Raw genomic sequence first — 18,718 nt, forward strand, 5'->3', positions numbered from 1 at the left:
TCAGCGGCTTGCCGGCGCGCGGCCGTAGAGCAGGAGCATGGCGACGATGACCAGGCCATAGACGATCTGCCGCCCCGCCTCCGGCATCTGCATGACCGAAAGGATGGACTGCAGGAGGGTGATCAGGATGACACCGGCGACGGTGCCGAGATAGGAGCCGCGGCCACCCAGGATGGAGGTGCCGCCCAGAACCACCGCGGCGATCGACGGCAGGAGATAGGCATCGCCCATCGATTGCGCCGCCTTGGAGGCATAGCCGGCGAGAAGCACTCCGCCAAAGGCGGACAGCCCGCCTGAGATAGCGAAGGCGATCATCACCACGCGCCTTGTATCGATGCCGGAGAGATAGGCGGCACGCTCGCGGTTGCCGATGCCGTAGACGGTGCGGCCGAAGCTGGTGCGGGACAGCACGAACACCATCGCGGCACCAATCAGCGCCCAGATGATGACGGCGTTAGGCACGCCAGGAATGGTAAAACCTGTCGCAAGATAGCGCATGGCGCCGGTGGCCGAATCCTGTGGCGAGTAGCCGCCGGTATAAACGACCATGAGCCCTTGCGCGACAGCGTTGGTGGCGAGCGTGATGATCATCGAGGGTATGCGCAGATAAGCGACGCCAAAGCCGTTGACGATGCCGATCAGCACCCCGCAAAAGATGCCGAACGGGATGGCCAGCGCCACACCGATCGGGCCATAGGCCGCAGCCGCACACGCCATCATCGCGCCCGCCGCCACCGCCCACGGCACCGACAGGTCGATCTGGCCTAGCAGGATGACCAGCATCATGCCTGTGGCGATGACGCCGAGGAACGAGGCCACCTTGAGCTGCTGCAAGAGATATTCAGGCGACAGAAAGCTCCTGGAATAGAGGCTGCCTAGGAACAGCAACAGCACGATGCAGGCGAAGGCCGTCAGCACCGCCGGATCGGCGCGGCGGATGAATTTCGGCATGCGGCCGGCGATGCCGCCCAATGTCGTTTCGCTCACAGGAACCACTCCAGCCGGTTGCGGACCCGAAATAGTGCGAAGGCGCCGAGGCTGACCGCAACCAGCAGGATAACGCCCTGGAACAGTGGCTGCCATAGCGGGTCGAAATCGAACACGAACAACAGGTCGCCGATGGTGCGGAAGGCCAGCGCGCCGAAGATGGCGCCGATGGCGCTGCCTTTGCCGCCGAACAGCGAGACGCCGCCCAGCACCACCGCGGCGATTGAAAACAGCGTATAGGCGTTGCCGCTGGCATAGGCTGCATCGCCGGTATAGGTGAAGAAGGTCAGGAACAGTCCGCCGATCGCGGCCAACAGGCCTGCGAGCGCGTAGGCAGCGAACTTGCCGCGCCTTATCGGCACACCGGACATGTAGGCCGCCGTCTCCGACGAGCCGGCCGCATAAGCCGCGCGCCCGAGCACCGAGCGGCTGAACGGCACCCAGACGATTAGCACGACGGCGAGCAGCGCGATAAGACTGGCCGGCACTACGCCGAACAGGCGCCCGGTCAGCGCGTCGGCGAGACCTTCGTTGACCGAACCGCCGGGAAACGGCCTCAGCAGAAGCGCGATGCCGAAATAGACCGCACCCGTGGCGATCGTGGCGACGATCGGCTGCAGGCGGCCGTAGATGACGATGGCGCCGTTGATCGCTCCGCAAAGGAGCCCGGTGCCGAGCACGGCGATGACGCCGAAAGCGGTCTCGAGGCCGGTGCCGATGACCAGCCAGGAGGCGAGGCAATTGGTCAGCGTGAAGATCATGCCGACGGAGAGGTCGATGCCGGCGGTGATCACGACCAGTGTCTGCGCCATGGCGACGAAGGCGAGCAGCACGCCCTTGTTGGACGCCGTCTGCACGACATTGGCGGTGAAGCCCGCCGGATGGTTCGAGGTGTAGATGACGAACATGACAATGAATATGCCGAGTGCCATCAGTGTTCCGCGCTGCTCGGCCAGCCAGTAGCGCCACTCTTTCACGCGTCCGCTCCCTGTCTTGCGCCGGCATCGTCTCTCGCGCCGCCGTCATCGCCGTGGATGTTGAGCGCGCTTGCAATGAGCGCCCGCTCGGTGATCTCGGCCCCGACCAGCTCGCGCTTGACCGCGCCGTCATAGAGCACCAGCACGCGGTCGCAGCAGCCGATCAGTTCGTCATAGTCGGTCGAATAGAACAGGATCGCCGCCCCCGCATCCGCCAGCTTGCGCATCAGTTGATAGAGTTCCTGCTTGGTGCCGACATCGATGCCGCGCGTCGGATCGTTGAGCAGGATGATGCGCGGCTGGCGCATCAGCCATTTGGCGATGACCACCTTCTGCTGGTTGCCCCCCGACAGCGCACCGACCGGAATGTCGAGGCCGGCCGTCTTGATCGCCAGCAGCCCGACCATGTCGTCGATCAGCCGCTGTTCGGCGGCGCGGTCGATGATGCCGGCCTTGGACAGCCGGTCTAGGGCGGCAAAGGACAGGTTCTCGCGCACCGTCATCGGCAGCATCAGGCCTTCGGTCTTGCGGTCCTCCGGGATCAGCGCCATGCCGATGCGGTCGTCGCGCGCCGCTTGGGGGCTGGCGATCGAAACAGGCTTGCCGTCGATAAGGATCTGGCCGCCGAGGCCGCGCAGCACACCGAAAAAGGCAAGCAGCAATTCGCGCTGGCCCTGGCCGTCCAGGCCGCCAAGGCCGACGACCTCGCCTGCCCCGACCGTCAGCGAGACATTGTCCAGCCGGTCCGTCCAGGACAGCTTGCGCGCCTCCAGCACGGGAACGGCGGCGGCTGCGGTGCGCGCGGGTTTCGGCGGGAAAATATGGCTGTATTCGCGCCCGATCATCAGTTCGACGACTTCGTTGTCGCTCTTTGTGCCTGCCTTGTAGCTGGCGACATTGCGGCCGTTGCGAAACACCGTGCAGTGGTCGGCAAGCTCGGCGATCTCGTTCATGCGGTGCGAAATGTAAAGCAGCGCCAACCCTTCCGAGCGCAACCGCTTGAGCACGCTGAAAATCCTGGCGACGTCCGTCGCGGTCAGCGCCGAGGTCGCCTCGTCGAGGATCAGGATGCGCGGCTTCCTGGCCAATGCCTTGGCGATCTCGACCATCTGTCTTCTTGAAAGCGGAAGATCCTTGACCAGCGCCAATGGATGGATATCGGCCGCACCTGCGCGTGCCAGCGCATCCTCGGCAATGCGGCGCTGCGCCTTGCGGTCGATCATGCCGAAACGCTTCGGCGGATCGGAGATGACGATGTTGTCGGCAACGCTGAGTTCGGGAACCAGCGACAGCTCCTGGAAGATGCAGACGATGCCGGACTTGTTTGCAGCAGCAGGCGAAGCGAACGTCACCTCGCTGCCGTTCAGCATCATGCGGCCTTCGTCGGGCGCGACGACGCCCGCCATGACCTTGATCAGCGTCGATTTGCCGGCGCCGTTTTCGCCGAGAATGGCGTGGATGCTACCGGACGAGACCGAAAGCTCGGCCTTTTCCAGCGCCCGCACACCACCATAGCGCTTGGATATGCCTTCCATCCGGAAGAGCGGAACCGCACCGTCCATCGGCCCTCCCGAGGCAGTTTGACTTCAAGGGATATCGAGTGGCCGGCGCCGCGGAGATCCCGCGGCGCCGGATATGCCGCCTATTGGTCAGCCCCTATTGGTCAGCTTTGGTCTGGCCCATAATTTCCTGCGCTGTGAAATTGATGCCGCAGGTCGGGAAGGAATTGCCGACGAAGAAATTGTCGGACTGGTCGGGGAAGAAATCCTGACCGGCCTTGAAGTTCGGATCCTCGACGATCGCCAGTGGCAGTTTCACTGCTTGCGGAACGACGTTGCCTTCGAGCGCGGCAATCGCCGTCTTGATGGCGACCGCGACCTGCGCCGGACCGGTGCCGGCCGATGAGCATTTCAGCCCGTCGCCGGCATGTGCCGCGCAGAACTTGCGGAAACCGTTCTCGGTCTCCCCGCCGAACGGCACGAAAGCATGCTTGGCATCGATCATCGCCTGCACGATGCCGGTGTCGCCGCCTTGCCCGGTGATTCCGTCGAACGGACCGTTGGTGGCAATGGCGTCGGCCGTGGCCTTCTGTGCCACGCCGTCGTCCCATTTGCCGACCACCTCGGTGACGTCCCATTTCTTGCCGGAGGCATCGAGCGCTTCATGGATTCCGTTGTGACGGTCGGTGTCGACGGAAGTCCCGGCAACGCCGCGCACTTCGAGCACCTTGCCGCCATTCGGCACATGGCCGACCAGCCATTTGCCCCACAATTCGCCAAGGCCCTTCTGGTCGACATTGACGTTGATGGCGTCCTTGGTATCGAGAATATTGTCGAAGGCGACGAGGATGACGCCAGCTTCCTTGGCGCGCTTGATGACCGGCCCGAAAGCGGTCGGGTTCTGGGCGTTGACGACGATCGCGTCATAGCCGGAATCGATGAAGTTGTTGATCGCCGAAATCTGAGCCGGCACGTCCTCGCCGGTCGAGACGACCTTGAATTCCTTCAGTTTCGCGGCGACCTCCGGCTGGGCCGCATAGGCCTTGGCGGTCTGCACCATCTGGATGCGCCAAGTGTTGGCGATATAGCCATTGGCGAGCGCGATGCGGTATGGGCCGTCTTTCTTGGGGAACTTGAAGAACTGCGTATCGGCGGCCCAGGGCGCAAAGCAATCCGGCTCAGCCGACGGTCCCTTGACGACTTCTGGGTCGGCCATGGCCGACGAACTCAGCATGACGAATGCAGTGGCGGCAACGATGCCACCAACAAGTGACTTGATCATCGATATTCCTCCCAGTTGTAGTTTTGTTTGCTGCTGCTTGTTTATTTGATGCTGTTTGTCGTGGTGTGGTTTCCACGCCTGCCGAAGGCCCTCCAGCCTGGCCGGCGCCACGTCTCAAGGGCCCGAAGCCGGCCCGATCCCCTCCCCCTCGCCGCTTCACAGGCGAGAAACGAAACTAGCATATTATACATAATAAACAAGCATGAGCTGTTGCTTATGTATAATAAACAGGCAGGGCCTCTCATCAAAACGTCTGCCCGACGAAAATGGTAGCGCTACCATGACGTTGTGTAAAGCACCATTTGCTGAGGCCGGCCAAAGCGTGTTCAGCGTGCGGTGCTCTCGCGGGGCTTGAGTTCGAAACCAAGATCGACGACCCGCTGCTCAGGCCTTCGTCCTGCGATGGCCGCCAGCGCCATGGCGACAGACCGACGGCCGATTTCATAGCGAGGGGTGCGGATACTGGTGAGCGGCGGGAACGCCGCCTGCATCATTTCGAGGTCGTTGAAGCCGACAATGCCGATTGTTTTCGGCACGTTGAGCGCGGCGCTATGGCATTCGAACAAAACGCCGAGCGCGATGTCGTCATTGTTGCAGAAGACGCCGTCGAGCGCCGGCATCTTGGCCAGCGCATCGCGAAGCAGCTCGCGGCCGAGCGTCACGCTGGACAGCAGCGGCGTGGTGGTGACCAGCCGCGGGTCGAACAGGCCGGCCTTCTCCATTGCCGCGCGATAGCCGGCAAGCCGCCGCTGCGAGCGCGGGTCCATGCGTGCGCCGATGAAGCCGATCCGCCGGTAGCCGGCCTCGATCAGATGCTCGGTCGCGGTGCGGCCGCCGTCAAAATGCGAGAAGCCGACCAGCATGTCGACCGGATCGGACCCGGTCTCCATCACCTGCACCACCGGGCAGCCCGCGCTCTCCAGCAGCTTTCGCGAGGTCGGCGTCTGGTCGATGCCGGCCACGATCAGCGCCGCCGGGCGCTGCGGTGCGAACACCTGCAGCAGGCGCTCCTCCTCGAGGCCGGAATAATGGGTGTTGCCGAGCTGGACGCGGAACGGGCCGTCCGACAGGCTGTCATAGATGCCGCGCACCACTTCGGCGAAGACGTTGTTGGTCAGCGACGGCACCAGCACGCCGAACACATCGGCGCGCGCCGAGGCCAGCGCCCGTGCATTGGGATCCGGGACATAACCGAGTTCGTCGACGGCGGCCTGGATCTGGCGCCGCAGATCCTGGCTGACGCGTTCCGGTTCGCGCAGCGCCCGCGACACGGTGATGGCGCCGACGCCGGCCTTGCGCGCCACATCTGATAGGGTCGGGCGGCCGCCCCCACGACGCGAGCGCGGCTTGGTCATGGACATCCTCCACGTGCCAGGCCCCGGCCGCTGCGCCCTTGCGAAACCATGTTCAGCTTTTCCACTGCCACCATGCCGGCTGCTGCCGCACCCACTCGCCTGCTGGCGTCGCGCAGCCAATCGCTCTTGTCAAGCAACAGGGCAATCCTGCCTTCCTAAGCCATCAGGGCAGCACTGCGTTTTGCTTTCCACAGCAGCAGCCCGATGGCCACTATGTTCAGCAAGTTCCACGCGATCCCGTTGAGGAACGCGGCGGCGTAAGAGCCGGTCAGGTCGTAGATCCAGCCCGACATCCAGCCACCGATCGCCATGCCGAAGATGGTCGCCATCATGACGATGCCGATACGCTGGCCGGCCTCCCTGGCGGGCAGGTATTCGCGCACGATGATGGCATAGCAAGGCACGATGCCGCCTTGCGACAGGCCGAACACCAGCGACACGACATAGAGCGAGGCAAGCCCGTCGAACGGGATGTAAAACAAAAGCGACAGGCATTGCAGCACGGAACCTATAAGCAGGGTTTTCACGCCGCCGATGCGGTCCGCGACAAAGCCGGAGGCGAGCCGGCTGACGACGCCCGCCGCCATCATGATCGACAGCATGTCGGCGCCATGCGCAATGCCGTAGCCAAGATCCATGCAATAGGCCACGATGTGCACCTGCGGCATCGACATCGCCACGCAGCAGCCGAGACCGGCAACGATCAGCAGCACCTGTAACGCCGCCGGAGACAGCGAAATCGACTGCACTGTCCGGCTTCCGGGTGAACCGGCGGCAGCCGCCGCGGGAGCAGCGCGCCGCAACAACAGCACCAGCGGCACCATGGTGGCCAGGCAGAAGACACCGATGCCGGCATAGGTGAAGCGCCAGCCTTCCGCCTTGATCAGCGTCGGCATGATGGTTGGCCAGAGCGCTCCGGCGAGATAGTTGCCAGCCGCCGCAGCTGTGACGGCGACGCCGCGCCGACGGTTGAACCAGTGCGAGATGTCGGCGATCAGCGGCCCGAAGATCACCGATGTGCCGACACCAATCAGCACGCCCTGGGCAAGGGTGAATTGCAGGATAGAGGTCGACAGCGCGGCGAGCAGCAGGCCGGCGGCGAGAGCCACCGAGGATAGCAGTGCCGGGATCCAATACCCCATGCGATCGACCGCGCGGCCAACCAGCACATTGCCGGCGGCGAAGCCGACCATGGTTGCGGTGTAGGGCATCGATGCCGCGGCGCGGTCAACGCCGAACTCGGCCTGCACGGCCGGCAGCACGACGACGACGGCCCACATGCCGACCGCACCGATCGTCGCCAGCAGCATGGAGATGGCAAGCCGCATCCAGGCGTAGCTGCTGTCGATGCCGGGGCTATCCGCCTGATTGGCGACGATCGGGGTCAAGGCGTTTCCTGTCTACGGTCCTGGGAAGTCGACCGTTGTGTCGCCACTATCGGCGCATTCACCGCGACGGGCAGCGCCACAGGGCCATGATCCGTGGCTCCAGCGGCCCGGCGACTTTCTCGGGAACCGGCGGCGGCCTGCCCGAGTTTTTGCGACAGGAAGGAGTTTGTCATGACCGCGAAAAAGAAATGGTCGGCCGAGGTGACCGAGCACAGCGATGCGATGGACCTTGAGGACCACATCTTCGAAGCCGACGACGCTAGGAAGATCGCGGCCTCGCTCAAGCGCTCGGCCGAGCACAGCGACCGCCGCAAGGCCGAGCCGTTTCAGTCGGCCATGTCGATGCTGAATTTCTACATCAACCGCGCCGGCAAGAACCTGCCGCAGGCGCGCCGGAAAGTGCTCGAGGACGCCAAGGACGAACTGCGCGCGGCCTTCGGAAGGCCGCAGCAGGATTAATGCATGTCGCTCAAAAGTGGCGCCGGTTTTGAGACAACGACATGCATAAACAAAGACCTAAGCGCGTCGACTTAGTCCGTTCAAACGGGACGGGCTTTAGCGCTCCCGATTGGCTCTGCCAAATTCACCTCAACTGGACCTAGTGACAGGTCCTCTTTCCCCTCAGTTTGCCGGCCTCGGCTTTGTGTTTCCCCGAGCCCTTTGAAGTAGCGGCATGACGGTCAAGATCGGCATCAATCCCATCACCTGGAGCAATGACGATGTTCCCGCACTCGGCGGCGATACGCCGCTCGCCACATGCCTGTCGGAAACCAGGCAGGCCGGCTATCGCGGCACCGAACTCGGCGGCAAATTCCCCAGGCGAAGCGACGAGCTTGGACCGATCCTGTCTTCTTACGGACTGGAGCTCGTCTCCGGCTGGTATGACGGCCGCATTCTGGACCGCACGGTCGACGAGGAATTCGCCGCCATCACCTCGCATCTGACCCTGCTGCGCGACCTCGGCGCCAAGGTCGTCGTCTATGCCGACACCTCGCGCGGCCGTCATGACGGCATTTTCGCGCCGATCTCACAGCGTCCGCGCCTCGCTGACGGCGAATGGGCCGCCTATGGCGAGAAAATCACCGAGCTCGCCGACCGCATGGCTGCCTTCGGTGTCGGCATGGCTTTCCATCACCACATGGGCACCATCGTCGAGAACGATGACGAGGTCGACAGACTGATGGCCGCAACCGGCAAGAGCGTCGGCCTGCTTTTCGATACCGGCCATTGCCTGTTTTCGGGCGGCGACCCGGCCTCGCTCCTGAACCGGCATCTCGACCGCATCGTGCATTTTCATTGCAAGGACGTCCGCGCGGCCGTGCTGGAGAAGGCACGGCGCGAGGACATGAGTTTCATGGCGGCAGTGATGGAAGGAATCTTCACTGTGCCCGGCGACGGCTCCGTCGATTTCCTGTCGCTGTTGAAGCCGCTGGCCAAGCGCGGCTTCGAAGGCTGGATCGTCGTCGAGGCCGAGCAGGACCCGGCCAAGGCACATCCCTTGACCTATGCCACGAAGGGCTACGCCTCGCTTCTCGCCACGGCCCGCACGGCCGGGTTCGACGTCGCGATACGAGACATGGCCTGACCACCGCCGGGGGGCTGGTGGTTGGCCGGTTGGGCGCGCGCCTCGGTAGGGGTAGCGACGCGAATGCGCCCGGCGATCCGCGCCGCCGCCCTCCCTTGGCGGCGCGGATCGCACAGTTCTCGGCAAAGGATTTTCAAGCTCCGGCGTTTCCGCCTTGAGGCTGGCGACGAGGCATGCCTTGATGCGGATGGAGGAGCGACATGGCATTCGAGGCGGCACTCGGCATGGAACGGCTTTGCACCATCCGTGAGATCGCCGAGAAGGCGGAACTCGGCGCGGCAACCGTTCACCGCGCGCTGAAGAACAGCCGTGAGGTCCGTCCCGCAACCAGACGGCTGGTGCTCGAGACCGTTTGCCTGCTTAACGAAGAAAAGATCGCGCGCGCAGCCAGGCTCGTCGGAGACTAGCTTGGCCGACCACATGCGCCTTTCCCTCGACATCATGTCGGTCGACCGCGGCTCGGACGAACCGATGCACCGACAGATCTATGGCGCCCTGCGGCGCTTCATCCTCGACGGCCAGATCCAGCAGAACACGCTGCTGCCATCGACCCGCTCGCTGGCCGAGGATCTCAAGGTCGGCCGAAACACGGTGATCGCCGCCTACGACCAGCTGCTCGCCGAAGGTTTTATCGAGGCGCGCGCCGGGTCCGGCACCTGGGTGGCGCCGATCCAGCAGAAACGCCCGCCGGCCGCGCTGCGCGCCGGCCTCGCCGCCCCGCAAAAGCTGTCGCGGCGCGGTCAGACCATCGTCAACGGCCCGCAGCCGCCGCGCAATGCCGGCGTCATCAACTTCCATCCCGGCGTGCCGGAAACCGCGTCCTTCCCCTTCACCATCTGGTCGAGCCTTCTGGTGCGCAATGCCCGCAGCCGCGACGAGAACTTGCTCGGCTATATCTCCTTTGCCGGCCATCCCGGCCTGCGCCAGGCCATCGCCTCGACCATCAGCCTGTCGCGCGGCATCAACTGCACCGCCGACCAGGTCATCATCGTCACCGGCGCGCAGGCGGCACTCGACCTCGCCTCGCGCGTGCTGATGGACGAAGGCGACCATGTCTGGATGGAGGAGCCCGGCTATCTCGGCGCCAAGAGCGCCTTCCTCGCCAGCGGCGCAAAGCTCGCGCCCTTGAAGGTCGATCGCCACGGCTGGCACCTGTCCGACCCCAACCTGCCTCCGCCACGCCTGATCTATGTGACGCCATCCTGCCAATGGCCGTTCGGCACCATCATGCGCATCGAAGAACGGCTGCAACTGCTTGACATCGCGGAACGCCACGGCGCCTGGATCGTCGAGGACGATTATGACGGCGAATACCGTTATCGCGGCCGGCCGGTGCCGGCGCTGCGCGGCCTCGATCACGCCGACCGGGTCGTCTATATCGGCTCCTTCGGCAAGACGCTGATCCCGGCGCTGCGCATCGGGTATCTCATCGTACCGCGCGAACTGTCCGTGCCCTTCGACCGTGCCGTGTCGATCACCGGCCAGTTCGCGCCGCTGATCCTGCAGGCGACGGTCAACGACTTCATCACGCAAGGCTATTTCGCCACACATCTGAAACGCATGCGCCGCCTTTATGCGCGCCGGCAAGCCAATTTCGTCAAGCTGTGCCAGGAGCATCTGGCCGAATGGCTGACAGTGACCGAGAACGATTCCGGCATGCAACTGCTGGCCAGTTTTGTCCGACCCTACAAGGACAGTGACGTCGTCGCCGCTGCCGTCAAGGAGGGCCTCGACGTGCAGGGCATCTCGATCAACTACCATTCGAGCGAGCCGGAACACGGCCTGCTGCTCGGCTATGCCGCGATGGACGAACGCCAGATCCTGCGCGCGGTGCTGGCGTTGCGCGCTGCCTTCATGCGGCTGGACCGGCAATAGGCCGATCCAGCGCTGAGCGCTTCAATTCACACTATCGAATTTCTGCAGATCGACGGGCGCTGCCTTGCGCACCTCGACATCTTCCAGCGAGGCATTCTCCAGCGCCACACGGGCCGCCGCATCGATGTTATGGATCATGTCGGCGATGTCGGCGTCGCCATGCGCCGGATTCATCGCGATCATCACCGTGCGGTTGAGGATGTCGAGAGAACCCTTGCCGAGGTCGTCGGCATAGGTCAGCCGCAGGCCCTTGTTTTCCGGCAGCGTGTACGGATTGAGCGCCGGATGGTGCGCGCCCTCATGCATCAGCACCTGGTCCCACTGGGTGAAATTGTGGCGGCCGGTCTTGCCGGCAATGACGCTCGGAATGGTCTTCGAAAAAGTCTGCGCCGCCTGTTCGCTGGGCAGGAGATACATCACCTGCGCCGCGCAATCGTCGTCGGGGCTGTTCATCGGCGACGGCGTCAGGCCGAGATTGCCGAGATGGCGCGTGCCGGCCAGCACCTTCTTCTTCTCCGACCGCATCGCCTCGATGATGCCGTCCAGACGGTCGAGCTGGACATTGAGCATCGCGCCCATCAATTCCGAGGCCCGCGCGCCGATGCCGGCGAACGGCTTGATGCTGTCGCTGCGGCCCTGCCAGTAGAAATGGCAAGGGTCGATGGCGCAGCGCCCGCGCTCGGCCACTTTCGGATCGCTGGTGGCGATGCCGCCGCCCTCGCCCGACGTCATGTTCTTGAAGTAGTTGAAGGAGTAGGCCCCGGCATGGCCGATGGAGCCGAGCTTCTTGCCCTCATAGCCGCCGCCAATGCCCTGGCAGACATCTTCCAGCACGAGCAGACCGCGTTTTTTAGCGATGTCCATGATGGCGTTCATGTTGCAGGCCGCACCCCACATATGTACCGGGATGACCGCCTTGGTGCGCGGGCCGATGGCGTCGCGCAGAGCGGTCGGGTCGATGGTCAGGCTCTCGTCGATATCGACAATGACCGGAATGGCGCCGACCGACAGCACTGCCGTTGCGGTCGCCATATAGGTGTGCGCCGGCACCAGCACCTCATCGCCCGGGCCGATGCCGAGGCCGATCAGGCCGGCGGCGAGCCCATAGGTGCCGCTGGCGGCCAGCGCAAAATGCTCGACGCCGAGATGCCTGGCATAGCGGGCCTCGAAGCGGTTGCACTCGCTGTTCTCGCCATAGCGAAACAGCGCACCCGAGCGGATCACCCTGGCAATGGCTTCGATCTCTTCTTCGCCGGCAGTGTACATGGCAAGTCTCCACATCGCTGATGGTATGAAAGCAGTACGCCTGCGGCCGCTGTTTGAAAGAACCACTCCGCTGCGATCGGACCAAGCCATCCTGCTCACGTCGGAGCGGCGTTTAGCGCAGAGTGTGGGCATATCGAATGAAATCGACATTCCAGAATGCAGGCCCGCGGAAAATCGTACCCATCCGAATTCGTTGAAGTGGCCCTGTCGGAAAGCCGGCATAGGGCGTTCCATCGCGTCCAGTTGGGCAAACGGTCGGTTCCATGCAGCACGGGACACACTTTGGAAGACCCTCGAAACCGGCATGCCGGCAAGATGGTGGCCGGCAGGACGGTGGCCGGCAAGACGGTGGCCGACCATGACGCGACAGCTCGTCCTGCATGAAGACGATGTCGGCATGTGCCATGGCGCCAACAGCGCCTTCCTCGAACTGACCGCACTGGGCGCCTGCAGCTCCGGCGCCGTGATGGTGCCGTGCCCATGGTTCCCTGAGATGGCCGAAGCGGCAGCCGCCGACCCCCGGCTCGATCTCGGCGTCCACCTGACGCTGAACAGCGAAAAGCAGCACTACAAATGGCGGCCGCTGACGTCGCCGTCGCGCGCGGCCGGCCTGACGGACGAGTTCGGCTATTTCTGGCCCGATGTCGCGACCACCCGCCGCAAGGCAGCACCGCAAGCGGTGGAAACCGAGCTTCGCGCCCAGATCGACACCGCCTACCGCGCCGGCATCGACGTCACTCATCTTGACGCCCATATGGGGGCAGCGCTGTCGCCCGAGTTTTGCGACGTCTACATCAAGCTCGGCCTGGAATATCGGCTGCCGGTGCTGTTGACCAAAACGCTGTCGGCCTATTCGCCCAACGACAATCTGGTCGGCGTCACCGAAGCGGCCTTCCAGCGCGGCGTCACTGAAGCCCGCGCCAAAGGCTTTGTCATCTTCGATGCCGCCATTCAGACGACCTGGGGCCGTCCACGCTCAAAGCCGATAGAGCCAGCCTACAAGGCATTGGTCGAAGGGGTCCGCAAAGGCTTGACCTTCTTTTGCCTGCATTTCAATGCGCCGGGCGAGTTGGAACTCATCGAGCCGCGCTCCGCCTATATCCGCACCGAGGAATATGAACTCTTCCGCGACCAGGCTTTTCGCGACTGGCTCGGCGCGCAGGACATCGACATCATCGGCATGAAGCCGCTGCGCGAGGAGCTTCGTGCACGGCTCGGGGCATCGACACCGGCAAAGGCCCGCAAAGCGGCCACCCGGGCAGCACCGTAAGCCGATCCATCGGCCAATGGCGCAAAGAGGGAATTGGAACTGCAACGACAATGGGAGAATGACATGAAGACTGTTCTGAAACTGGCGCTCGGCGCGCTTGTCTCGATGAGTATTCTGGCGGGCGTCGTGCAAGCGGCCGGCCTGAAGGATCCCAAGGATGTCCGCATCACCTTCGTGGTGCATGGCTCGGCCTCCGATCCCTACTGGTCGGTGGTCAAGCGCGGCGTCGACGATGCGGCGGCGCTCACCGGCGCCAAGGTCGAATATTATGCGCCGCAAGTGTTCGACGTGGTCGAGCAGGCCCGCCTGCTCGACGCGGCCATCGCCACCAATCCAGACGGCATCGCCGTCTCCATTGCCGACGCCAATGCACTTGGTAAATCGGTCAAGGCCGGCCTTGCCGCCAACATTCCGATGGTCGTCCTGGATTCCGGCGAGAAGGAAGGCGCCGAACTCGGCACCTCTCTCTACGTCGGCACAGTCTCCGAATATGATTCCGGCAAGAAGGCCGGCGAGCGGCTGGCCAAGGAAGGCACGCTCAAAGTCGTCTGCATCAACCACGAGGTCGGCAATGTCAGCCTCGACCAGCGCTGCCAGGGGTTGAATGATGGGCTGAAGCCGTCAGGCGGCGGCACCGAAGTGCTTACCGTGTCGCCCGATCCGGCCGACATCCAGCGCCGCACCGAGGCCTATCTGTCGGCGCATCCCGACACCCAGGCCGTCTTCGCGCTCGGCGCCACCGCCGCCAATCCGCTGATCCCGTTCTTCCGGCAGAAGGAATTGTTCGGGAAGATCAAGCTCTACACCTTCGACATCAGCCCCGAAGTCCTGGATTCCGTCGTCGCCGGCGAAATGGGCTTCGGCATGGACGCCCAGCAATATCTGATGGGATACCTGCCGGTGATCTATCTGGTCGAGCATGCCACACATGGCTTCTGGCCGCAGAACAACGCCTACACCGGCCCGCTCTTCATCGACTCGCCCGACAAGGCCAAGGCGATCCTGGCGCTCGCCAAGGACGGCATCCGCTAAGGCAAGACCAAAACGGATCGGGGAGCCGCCATGCGCTCCCCGTCTCTGGTCGAGATTGCGAAGTGAGCGATTGGGGAGCCTAATGGCTGTTGTGGAAGACAAGGCGATACCTCCAGAAGCGCCGGCCCCCGGGGTACTGGGCAAGGACCGTTTCGGCATGATGTCGAAACGGGCGGCCGGTGCTGACGAGCGGCTGGCCAGCACCGGCCGGCTGACTCAATGGCTGCGCCGGCCCGAAGCCGGTGCCGCCGGCGGCCTCATCGCCACCATCATCATCTTCGCCCTGCTGCCGGGTGCGTCGAACCTCTATTCGCTGCAGGGGTCGATGACCTTCCTGACGCTGGCAGCCGAACTCGGCATCATCGCCACGGCCGCAGCCCTTCTCATCATCGCCGGCGAGTTCGATCTCTCCGTCGGCTCGATGGTCGGCTTCGCCGGCGTCGTCATCGGACTGACGGTGAAATACTGGGGCCTGCCGCTGTGGGGCGGCATCGCCTGCGCCTTCGCTGTCGCCATCCTCACCGGCTACGTCAACGGCCTGATCGTTGTGAAGACCCGCCTGCCCTCCTTCATCGTGACGCTGGCGTCGCTCTACATCCTGCGCGGCCTGTCGATCGGCATCACCCGCGCCGTCACCGGCCGCACGCAGATCCCCTACATCCTCGACGGCGCGCCGGACCCGGCAACCGCGAGCCTGTTCAACGGCCATCTCCTGACCAGCTTCTTCCAATGGATGGGCACGCAAGGCTGGATCGCCACCCGCACCGACGGCATTCCCTTCGTCGTCGGCATTCCGATGTCGATCGTCTGGTGGCTCGGCCTGACAGCGCTTGCCGGCTATGTCTTGACCCAGACCAAATACGGCAACTGGATATTCGCCACCGGCGGCGACCTCAATGCCGCCCGCAATGTCGGCGTGCCGGTCGACCGGGTTAAGATCGCACTCTTCATCTACACCGCCTGTGCCGCGACCTTGCTTGCCACCATCCAGGTGATGGAGGCCGGCTCCGCCGACACCACGCGCGGCCTGCTCAAGGAATTCGAGGCAATTATCGCCGCGGTCATCGGCGGCGTGCTGCTCACCGGCGGCTATGGCACCGTCTATGGCGTGCTGTTCGGCGCGCTGATCTTCGGCCTGGTGCAGATGGGCATCTTCTACACCGGCATCGACACCGACTGGTTCAAGGTCTTCCTCGGCATCGTCATTTTGATGGCCGTGCTGGTCAACAACTACATCCGCCTCAAGGCGCTCGGACGCGGAGGTGGCAAATGACCTACCCAAACCCGTCCCCGGTCATCCAGCCAGCCATGGAATTGCGTGGTGTGTCGGTCAATTTCGGCTCGGTGCGCGCGCTCCAAGATATCGACATCAAGGTCTATCCCGGCGAGGTGCACTGCTTGCTGGGCGACAACGGCGCCGGCAAGTCGACGCTGATCAAGGTTCTGTCGGGCGTGCACCGGCCGACCAAGGGCGAGATTTTCGTCGACGGCAAGCCCGTCACGTTCCGCAGCCCGCGCGACGCGCAGGACCTCGGCGTCGCGACGGTCTTCCAGGACCTCGGCATGATCTCGCTGATGTCGATCACGCGCAACTTCTTCCTCGGCCGCGAGCCGACCAGAAGCCGCCTGCCCTTCTCGCGCTTCGACAAGGAGCGCGCCAACACAATTGCCCGCCAGGCGATGGCCGATATCGGCATCGACGTGCGCGACCCGACACAGGCAGTCGGCACGCTGTCGGGCGGCGAGCGCCAGTCGGTGGCCATCGCGCGCGCAGTCCACTTCGGCGCCAAGGTGCTGATCCTCGACGAGCCGACCTCGGCGCTCGGCGTGCATCAGGCGGCCATGGTGCTGAAATTCATCATCGAGGCGCGCATGCGCGGGCTGGCGGTGATCTTCATCAGCCACAACATCCACCACGCCTACCCTGTCGGTGACACTTTCACGCTGCTCAACCGCGGCCGCAATCGCGGCACATACGCAAAGTCCGAGATCTCGCGCGACGAGGTGATTTCCATCATGTCGGGCGGCGAGGATCTGAAGGCGGTGGAAGCTGAGATTGCCGGGCTGTTGGCGCAGATCGGCAATCGGCCGGCCGCCGCACCCTGAGCCTGGAACACTTTGCAGAGAGTTTTAGCAGCATGAGCAGGATACGGGTTGGCGTTATCGGCGCCGGCATGATCTCGCAGATCATGCATATTCCGAATCTGTTGCGGCTCGGCGACCTGTTCGAACTGGTCGGCGTCGCCGATCCGTCGAAAACCTCGCGTGAGTTCGTCACAGATATCCACGGCATCGCCAATTTCGAAACGCCGGAGCAACTGTTCGGCCAGAAGCTCGACGCCGTCGTCATCGGCTCGCCCGACCCGCTTCATTACGAGCAGGTACTAGCCGCCCTTGGGTGCGGCCTGCATGTCTTCTGCGAAAAGCCGCTCTGCTATTCCCCGGCGGAAATCGCCGAGATCATCGCCGCGCGCGACAAGGCCGGCAAGGTTATGCAGGTCGGCTATATGAAACGCTTCGATCCGAGCTACCGGCTGGCGCTGGCCTCGCTGCCCGGCACGGCAAAGACGTTGCGGTCCGTCTCGGTCGAGGTCAACGATCCCGATGCCTGGCCGTTCATCGCCCACCAGCGCTACAAGCGCGGCAACGACATTCCCGAGGAGCTGATTGCCGCCGCGCAAGCCAGGCAGAAACAACAGGTCGAGCGCGCCATCGGCCAGCCCATGACCGATCTGGCTTTCCGTGGATTTACCGGCGCTTACAGCTCCGCCTTGATTCACGATGTGAATGCCGTGCACGGACTGCTCGACGCACTCGGCGTGCCGGAGGGCGAGGTTGTCGGCGCGCAGATCTTCGCCAATGGCGATGGCGGCCAGGGCGCGGTAAAACTGCTCGACAGCCAGGCGCTGTGGACGATGACGCATCTCACCGTGCCGAAGCTCGCCGACTACAAGGAACGCATCACGCTCTTCTTCGACGATGCCAGCCTTGAGCTCGAATTCCCCTCGCCCTGGCTCAACCATCATCCGACCCGGCTGACTGTGAAGACCTCGGACGGCCACACACTGTCGACCAGGGATCTACGCGCCGGCTACGGTCAAGCCTTCGTCGAGGAACTGCGCGGCTTCTGGGGTGCGATCGTCAATCGCGACGAGGTGGTCAACCGCCCCGAGCACGCCGCCCGCGACCAGGCGCTGCTGGTCGCGCTGACCAGGCAGCATTTGGCCACTTCGCAGGCCGGCTGAGCGCTCGCAGGATGTGTTGAGATTCAGGTCAGGCCGCGCCGAAAACATTGGGTTTCGAGAACCGGAGCGGAGCGTACTTAAGTACGTGAAGCGCGAAAGCCGGCGTTTGCAGGCCGGCCTCACCTGAATATCAGCACATCCTACCGGGTGTTGATGACGCCGTCTGTATTGGCGAGCAGCTTGCGCACCGCGTTGCGGGCCGCATCCGGCCGCTGCAGGCGGATGGCCTTCTCGATCGCCTCGTGCAGTTGCTGTGCATGCTGCAGATCGTCGAGTTCGCGCGTCGTATAGGTGAACAGATGATCGAAGGCGGATTCGATCAGCACGCCGAGCGGCACCAGCAGATCGTTGCCGGAGGCGCGCAGGATGGCGAGATGAAAGCGTGTGTCGGCGCGCGTGCGCTCCTGCAGGCTCGACGCCTCGCCCATCTCGCGGCAGGCCTGGCTGATCTCGGCCATCTGCTCCTCGGTGCGTCGCATGGCGGCGAAGGCAGTCGCTTCCGGCTCGATGATGTGGCGGAATTCCTGCACCGTCTTCAGGAACACCTCACGGTCGGGCGCGGTCGCGTACCAGGCGAGCACATCGCGATCGAGCAGGTTCCAGCGCTCCCTGGGCTCCACCCAGCTGCCGATTTTAGGGCGTGATGCCAGAAGGCTTTTGGCCATCAGCATCTTGATCGCCTCACGCACCGCCGAGCGGCTGACGTTGAAGGTTTCAGACCATTTGGCTTCATTGGGCAGGATGGTGCCCGGCGGATAGTCGCCGCGCACAATCCGAAGCCCGATTTCGCTGGCCAGTGACGCATGCACGCTGGTGCCGGGCATCCGGGCCGCGTCAGCCCGGCGAAGGGTCGCCGGGCGCTCTGCGGATGCCGCCTTTTCAGACATCTTTCCCTTGTTCGGCTTTCCGTCCCTCATGCCTCCACAAAGTCCGGATTTCGGAAGCTGTCAAGCAAAG

Annotated in this window: 17 protein-coding genes; 9 read left to right on the forward strand and 8 right to left on the reverse strand. The window is 63.9% G+C overall.

What is annotated here, in order from left to right; translation table 11 throughout:
• The 6 genes from AC3CCE_RS23455 to AC3CCE_RS23480 all read right to left on the reverse strand — a co-directional run bounded on the left by AC3CCE_RS23455 (position 1) and on the right by AC3CCE_RS23480 (position 7,428).
• Positions 1-987: an ABC transporter permease gene (locus AC3CCE_RS23455; protein ID WP_023673071.1), complete on the reverse strand. Its 987-nt coding sequence runs from the start codon at positions 985-987 to the stop codon at positions 1-3.
• Positions 984-1,964, reverse strand: a complete 981-nt coding sequence (locus AC3CCE_RS23460) for an ABC transporter permease (RefSeq protein WP_352513505.1) — start codon at positions 1,962-1,964, stop codon at positions 984-986. Before AC3CCE_RS23460 ends, AC3CCE_RS23455 begins: the two co-directional genes overlap by 4 nt.
• On the reverse strand, positions 1,961-3,526 hold the full coding sequence (locus AC3CCE_RS23465; protein ID WP_023753570.1) for a sugar ABC transporter ATP-binding protein: 1,566 nt from the start codon (positions 3,524-3,526) through the stop codon (positions 1,961-1,963). The genes AC3CCE_RS23460 and AC3CCE_RS23465 overlap by 4 nt, the downstream gene beginning before the upstream one ends.
• A gap of 94 nt (positions 3,527-3,620) precedes the next feature.
• On the reverse strand, positions 3,621-4,745 hold the full coding sequence (locus tag AC3CCE_RS23470) for a sugar ABC transporter substrate-binding protein (protein WP_023682221.1): 1,125 nt from the start codon (positions 4,743-4,745) through the stop codon (positions 3,621-3,623).
• 326 nt (positions 4,746-5,071) lie between these two features.
• Positions 5,072-6,100 carry an HTH-type transcriptional regulator GntR gene (gene gntR, locus AC3CCE_RS23475; RefSeq protein ID WP_023746968.1) on the reverse strand — a complete coding sequence of 343 codons (1,029 nt, stop codon included), beginning with the start codon at positions 6,098-6,100 and terminating at the stop codon, positions 5,072-5,074.
• A gap of 155 nt (positions 6,101-6,255) precedes the next feature.
• Positions 6,256-7,428 (reverse strand): MFS transporter, encoded by a 1,173-nt coding sequence (locus tag AC3CCE_RS23480; RefSeq protein ID WP_352513524.1) that lies wholly within the window; start codon positions 7,426-7,428, stop codon positions 6,256-6,258.
• A 231-nt stretch (positions 7,429-7,659) separates the two neighbouring features.
• Between AC3CCE_RS23480 and AC3CCE_RS23485 the strand changes: the two genes are divergently transcribed.
• From AC3CCE_RS23485 to mocR, 4 genes are all read left to right on the forward strand, one after another.
• Complete coding sequence (locus AC3CCE_RS23485) at positions 7,660-7,947, forward strand: DUF3175 domain-containing protein (protein ID WP_023673065.1); 288 nt, start codon at positions 7,660-7,662, stop codon at positions 7,945-7,947.
• Between the two features lie 214 nt (positions 7,948-8,161).
• Positions 8,162-9,073, forward strand: coding sequence for a myo-inosose-2 dehydratase (gene iolE / locus AC3CCE_RS23490; protein ID WP_352513504.1), 912 nt, complete (start codon positions 8,162-8,164; stop codon positions 9,071-9,073).
• A 200-nt stretch (positions 9,074-9,273) separates the two neighbouring features.
• Positions 9,274-9,480: a LacI family DNA-binding transcriptional regulator gene (locus AC3CCE_RS23495; protein WP_023705614.1), complete on the forward strand. Its 207-nt coding sequence runs from the start codon at positions 9,274-9,276 to the stop codon at positions 9,478-9,480.
• A 1-nt stretch (position 9,481) separates the two neighbouring features.
• Positions 9,482-10,948, forward strand: coding sequence for a rhizopine catabolism transcriptional regulator MocR (mocR, locus tag AC3CCE_RS23500; protein ID WP_352627127.1), 1,467 nt, complete (start codon positions 9,482-9,484; stop codon positions 10,946-10,948).
• A gap of 21 nt (positions 10,949-10,969) precedes the next feature.
• Here the strand turns inward: mocR and AC3CCE_RS23505 are convergent, their stop codons facing one another.
• Positions 10,970-12,214 carry a DegT/DnrJ/EryC1/StrS family aminotransferase gene (locus AC3CCE_RS23505; protein ID WP_352627125.1) on the reverse strand — a complete coding sequence of 415 codons (1,245 nt, stop codon included), beginning with the start codon at positions 12,212-12,214 and terminating at the stop codon, positions 10,970-10,972.
• 358 nt (positions 12,215-12,572) lie between these two features.
• Here AC3CCE_RS23505 and AC3CCE_RS23510 point away from each other — a divergent pair, with 358 nt between their 5' ends.
• The 5 genes from AC3CCE_RS23510 (at position 12,573) to AC3CCE_RS23530 (ending at position 17,761) form a co-directional block, all read left to right on the forward strand.
• Positions 12,573-13,484: a polysaccharide deacetylase family protein gene (locus tag AC3CCE_RS23510; protein ID WP_352627123.1), complete on the forward strand. Its 912-nt coding sequence runs from the start codon at positions 12,573-12,575 to the stop codon at positions 13,482-13,484.
• A gap of 63 nt (positions 13,485-13,547) precedes the next feature.
• Positions 13,548-14,516, forward strand: coding sequence for a rhizopine catabolism ABC transporter substrate-binding protein (locus AC3CCE_RS23515; RefSeq protein WP_352627121.1), 969 nt, complete (start codon positions 13,548-13,550; stop codon positions 14,514-14,516).
• 157 nt (positions 14,517-14,673) lie between these two features.
• Entirely contained in the window at positions 14,674-15,789 is a 1,116-nt protein-coding gene (locus AC3CCE_RS23520; RefSeq protein ID WP_352627137.1) for an ABC transporter permease, read from the forward strand.
• Complete coding sequence (locus tag AC3CCE_RS23525) at positions 15,786-16,622, forward strand: ATP-binding cassette domain-containing protein (protein WP_050588122.1); 837 nt, start codon at positions 15,786-15,788, stop codon at positions 16,620-16,622. The genes AC3CCE_RS23520 and AC3CCE_RS23525 overlap by 4 nt, the downstream gene beginning before the upstream one ends.
• A gap of 32 nt (positions 16,623-16,654) precedes the next feature.
• Positions 16,655-17,761, forward strand: coding sequence for a Gfo/Idh/MocA family protein (locus AC3CCE_RS23530; protein ID WP_352513501.1), 1,107 nt, complete (start codon positions 16,655-16,657; stop codon positions 17,759-17,761).
• A gap of 140 nt (positions 17,762-17,901) precedes the next feature.
• Here AC3CCE_RS23530 and AC3CCE_RS23535 read toward each other — a convergent pair whose 3' ends face one another.
• Positions 17,902-18,678, reverse strand: a complete 777-nt coding sequence (locus tag AC3CCE_RS23535) for a FadR/GntR family transcriptional regulator (protein ID WP_352513500.1) — start codon at positions 18,676-18,678, stop codon at positions 17,902-17,904.
• Positions 18,679-18,718 lie beyond the last annotated feature (40 nt).

The organism is Mesorhizobium sp. P160187 (assembly GCF_057766425.1).

Bases quoted from the DNA above. Each gene is read 5' to 3' on its own strand.
- AC3CCE_RS23465 (WP_023753570.1), bottom strand. From the start codon at position 3,526: ATGGACGGTGCGGTTCCGCTCTTCCGGATGGAAGGCATATCCAAGCGC.
- AC3CCE_RS23470 (WP_023682221.1), bottom strand. From the start codon at position 4,745: ATGATCAAGTCACTTGTTGGTGGCATCGTTGCCGCCACTGCATTCGTC.
- gntR (WP_023746968.1), bottom strand. From the start codon at position 6,100: ATGACCAAGCCGCGCTCGCGTCGTGGGGGCGGCCGCCCGACCCTATCA.
- AC3CCE_RS23480 (WP_352513524.1), bottom strand. From the start codon at position 7,428: ATGCGGCTTGCCATCTCCATGCTGCTGGCGACGATCGGTGCGGTCGGC.
- AC3CCE_RS23485 (WP_023673065.1), top strand. From the start codon at position 7,660: ATGACCGCGAAAAAGAAATGGTCGGCCGAGGTGACCGAGCACAGCGAT.
- iolE (WP_352513504.1), top strand. From the start codon at position 8,162: ATGACGGTCAAGATCGGCATCAATCCCATCACCTGGAGCAATGACGAT.
- AC3CCE_RS23495 (WP_023705614.1), top strand. From the start codon at position 9,274: ATGGCATTCGAGGCGGCACTCGGCATGGAACGGCTTTGCACCATCCGT.
- AC3CCE_RS23505 (WP_352627125.1), bottom strand. From the start codon at position 12,214: ATGTACACTGCCGGCGAAGAAGAGATCGAAGCCATTGCCAGGGTGATC.
- AC3CCE_RS23510 (WP_352627123.1), top strand. From the start codon at position 12,573: ATGACGCGACAGCTCGTCCTGCATGAAGACGATGTCGGCATGTGCCAT.
- AC3CCE_RS23515 (WP_352627121.1), top strand. From the start codon at position 13,548: ATGAAGACTGTTCTGAAACTGGCGCTCGGCGCGCTTGTCTCGATGAGT.
- AC3CCE_RS23520 (WP_352627137.1), top strand. From the start codon at position 14,674: ATGATGTCGAAACGGGCGGCCGGTGCTGACGAGCGGCTGGCCAGCACC.
- AC3CCE_RS23525 (WP_050588122.1), top strand. From the start codon at position 15,786: ATGACCTACCCAAACCCGTCCCCGGTCATCCAGCCAGCCATGGAATTG.
- AC3CCE_RS23530 (WP_352513501.1), top strand. From the start codon at position 16,655: ATGAGCAGGATACGGGTTGGCGTTATCGGCGCCGGCATGATCTCGCAG.
- AC3CCE_RS23535 (WP_352513500.1), bottom strand. From the start codon at position 18,678: ATGAGGGACGGAAAGCCGAACAAGGGAAAGATGTCTGAAAAGGCGGCA.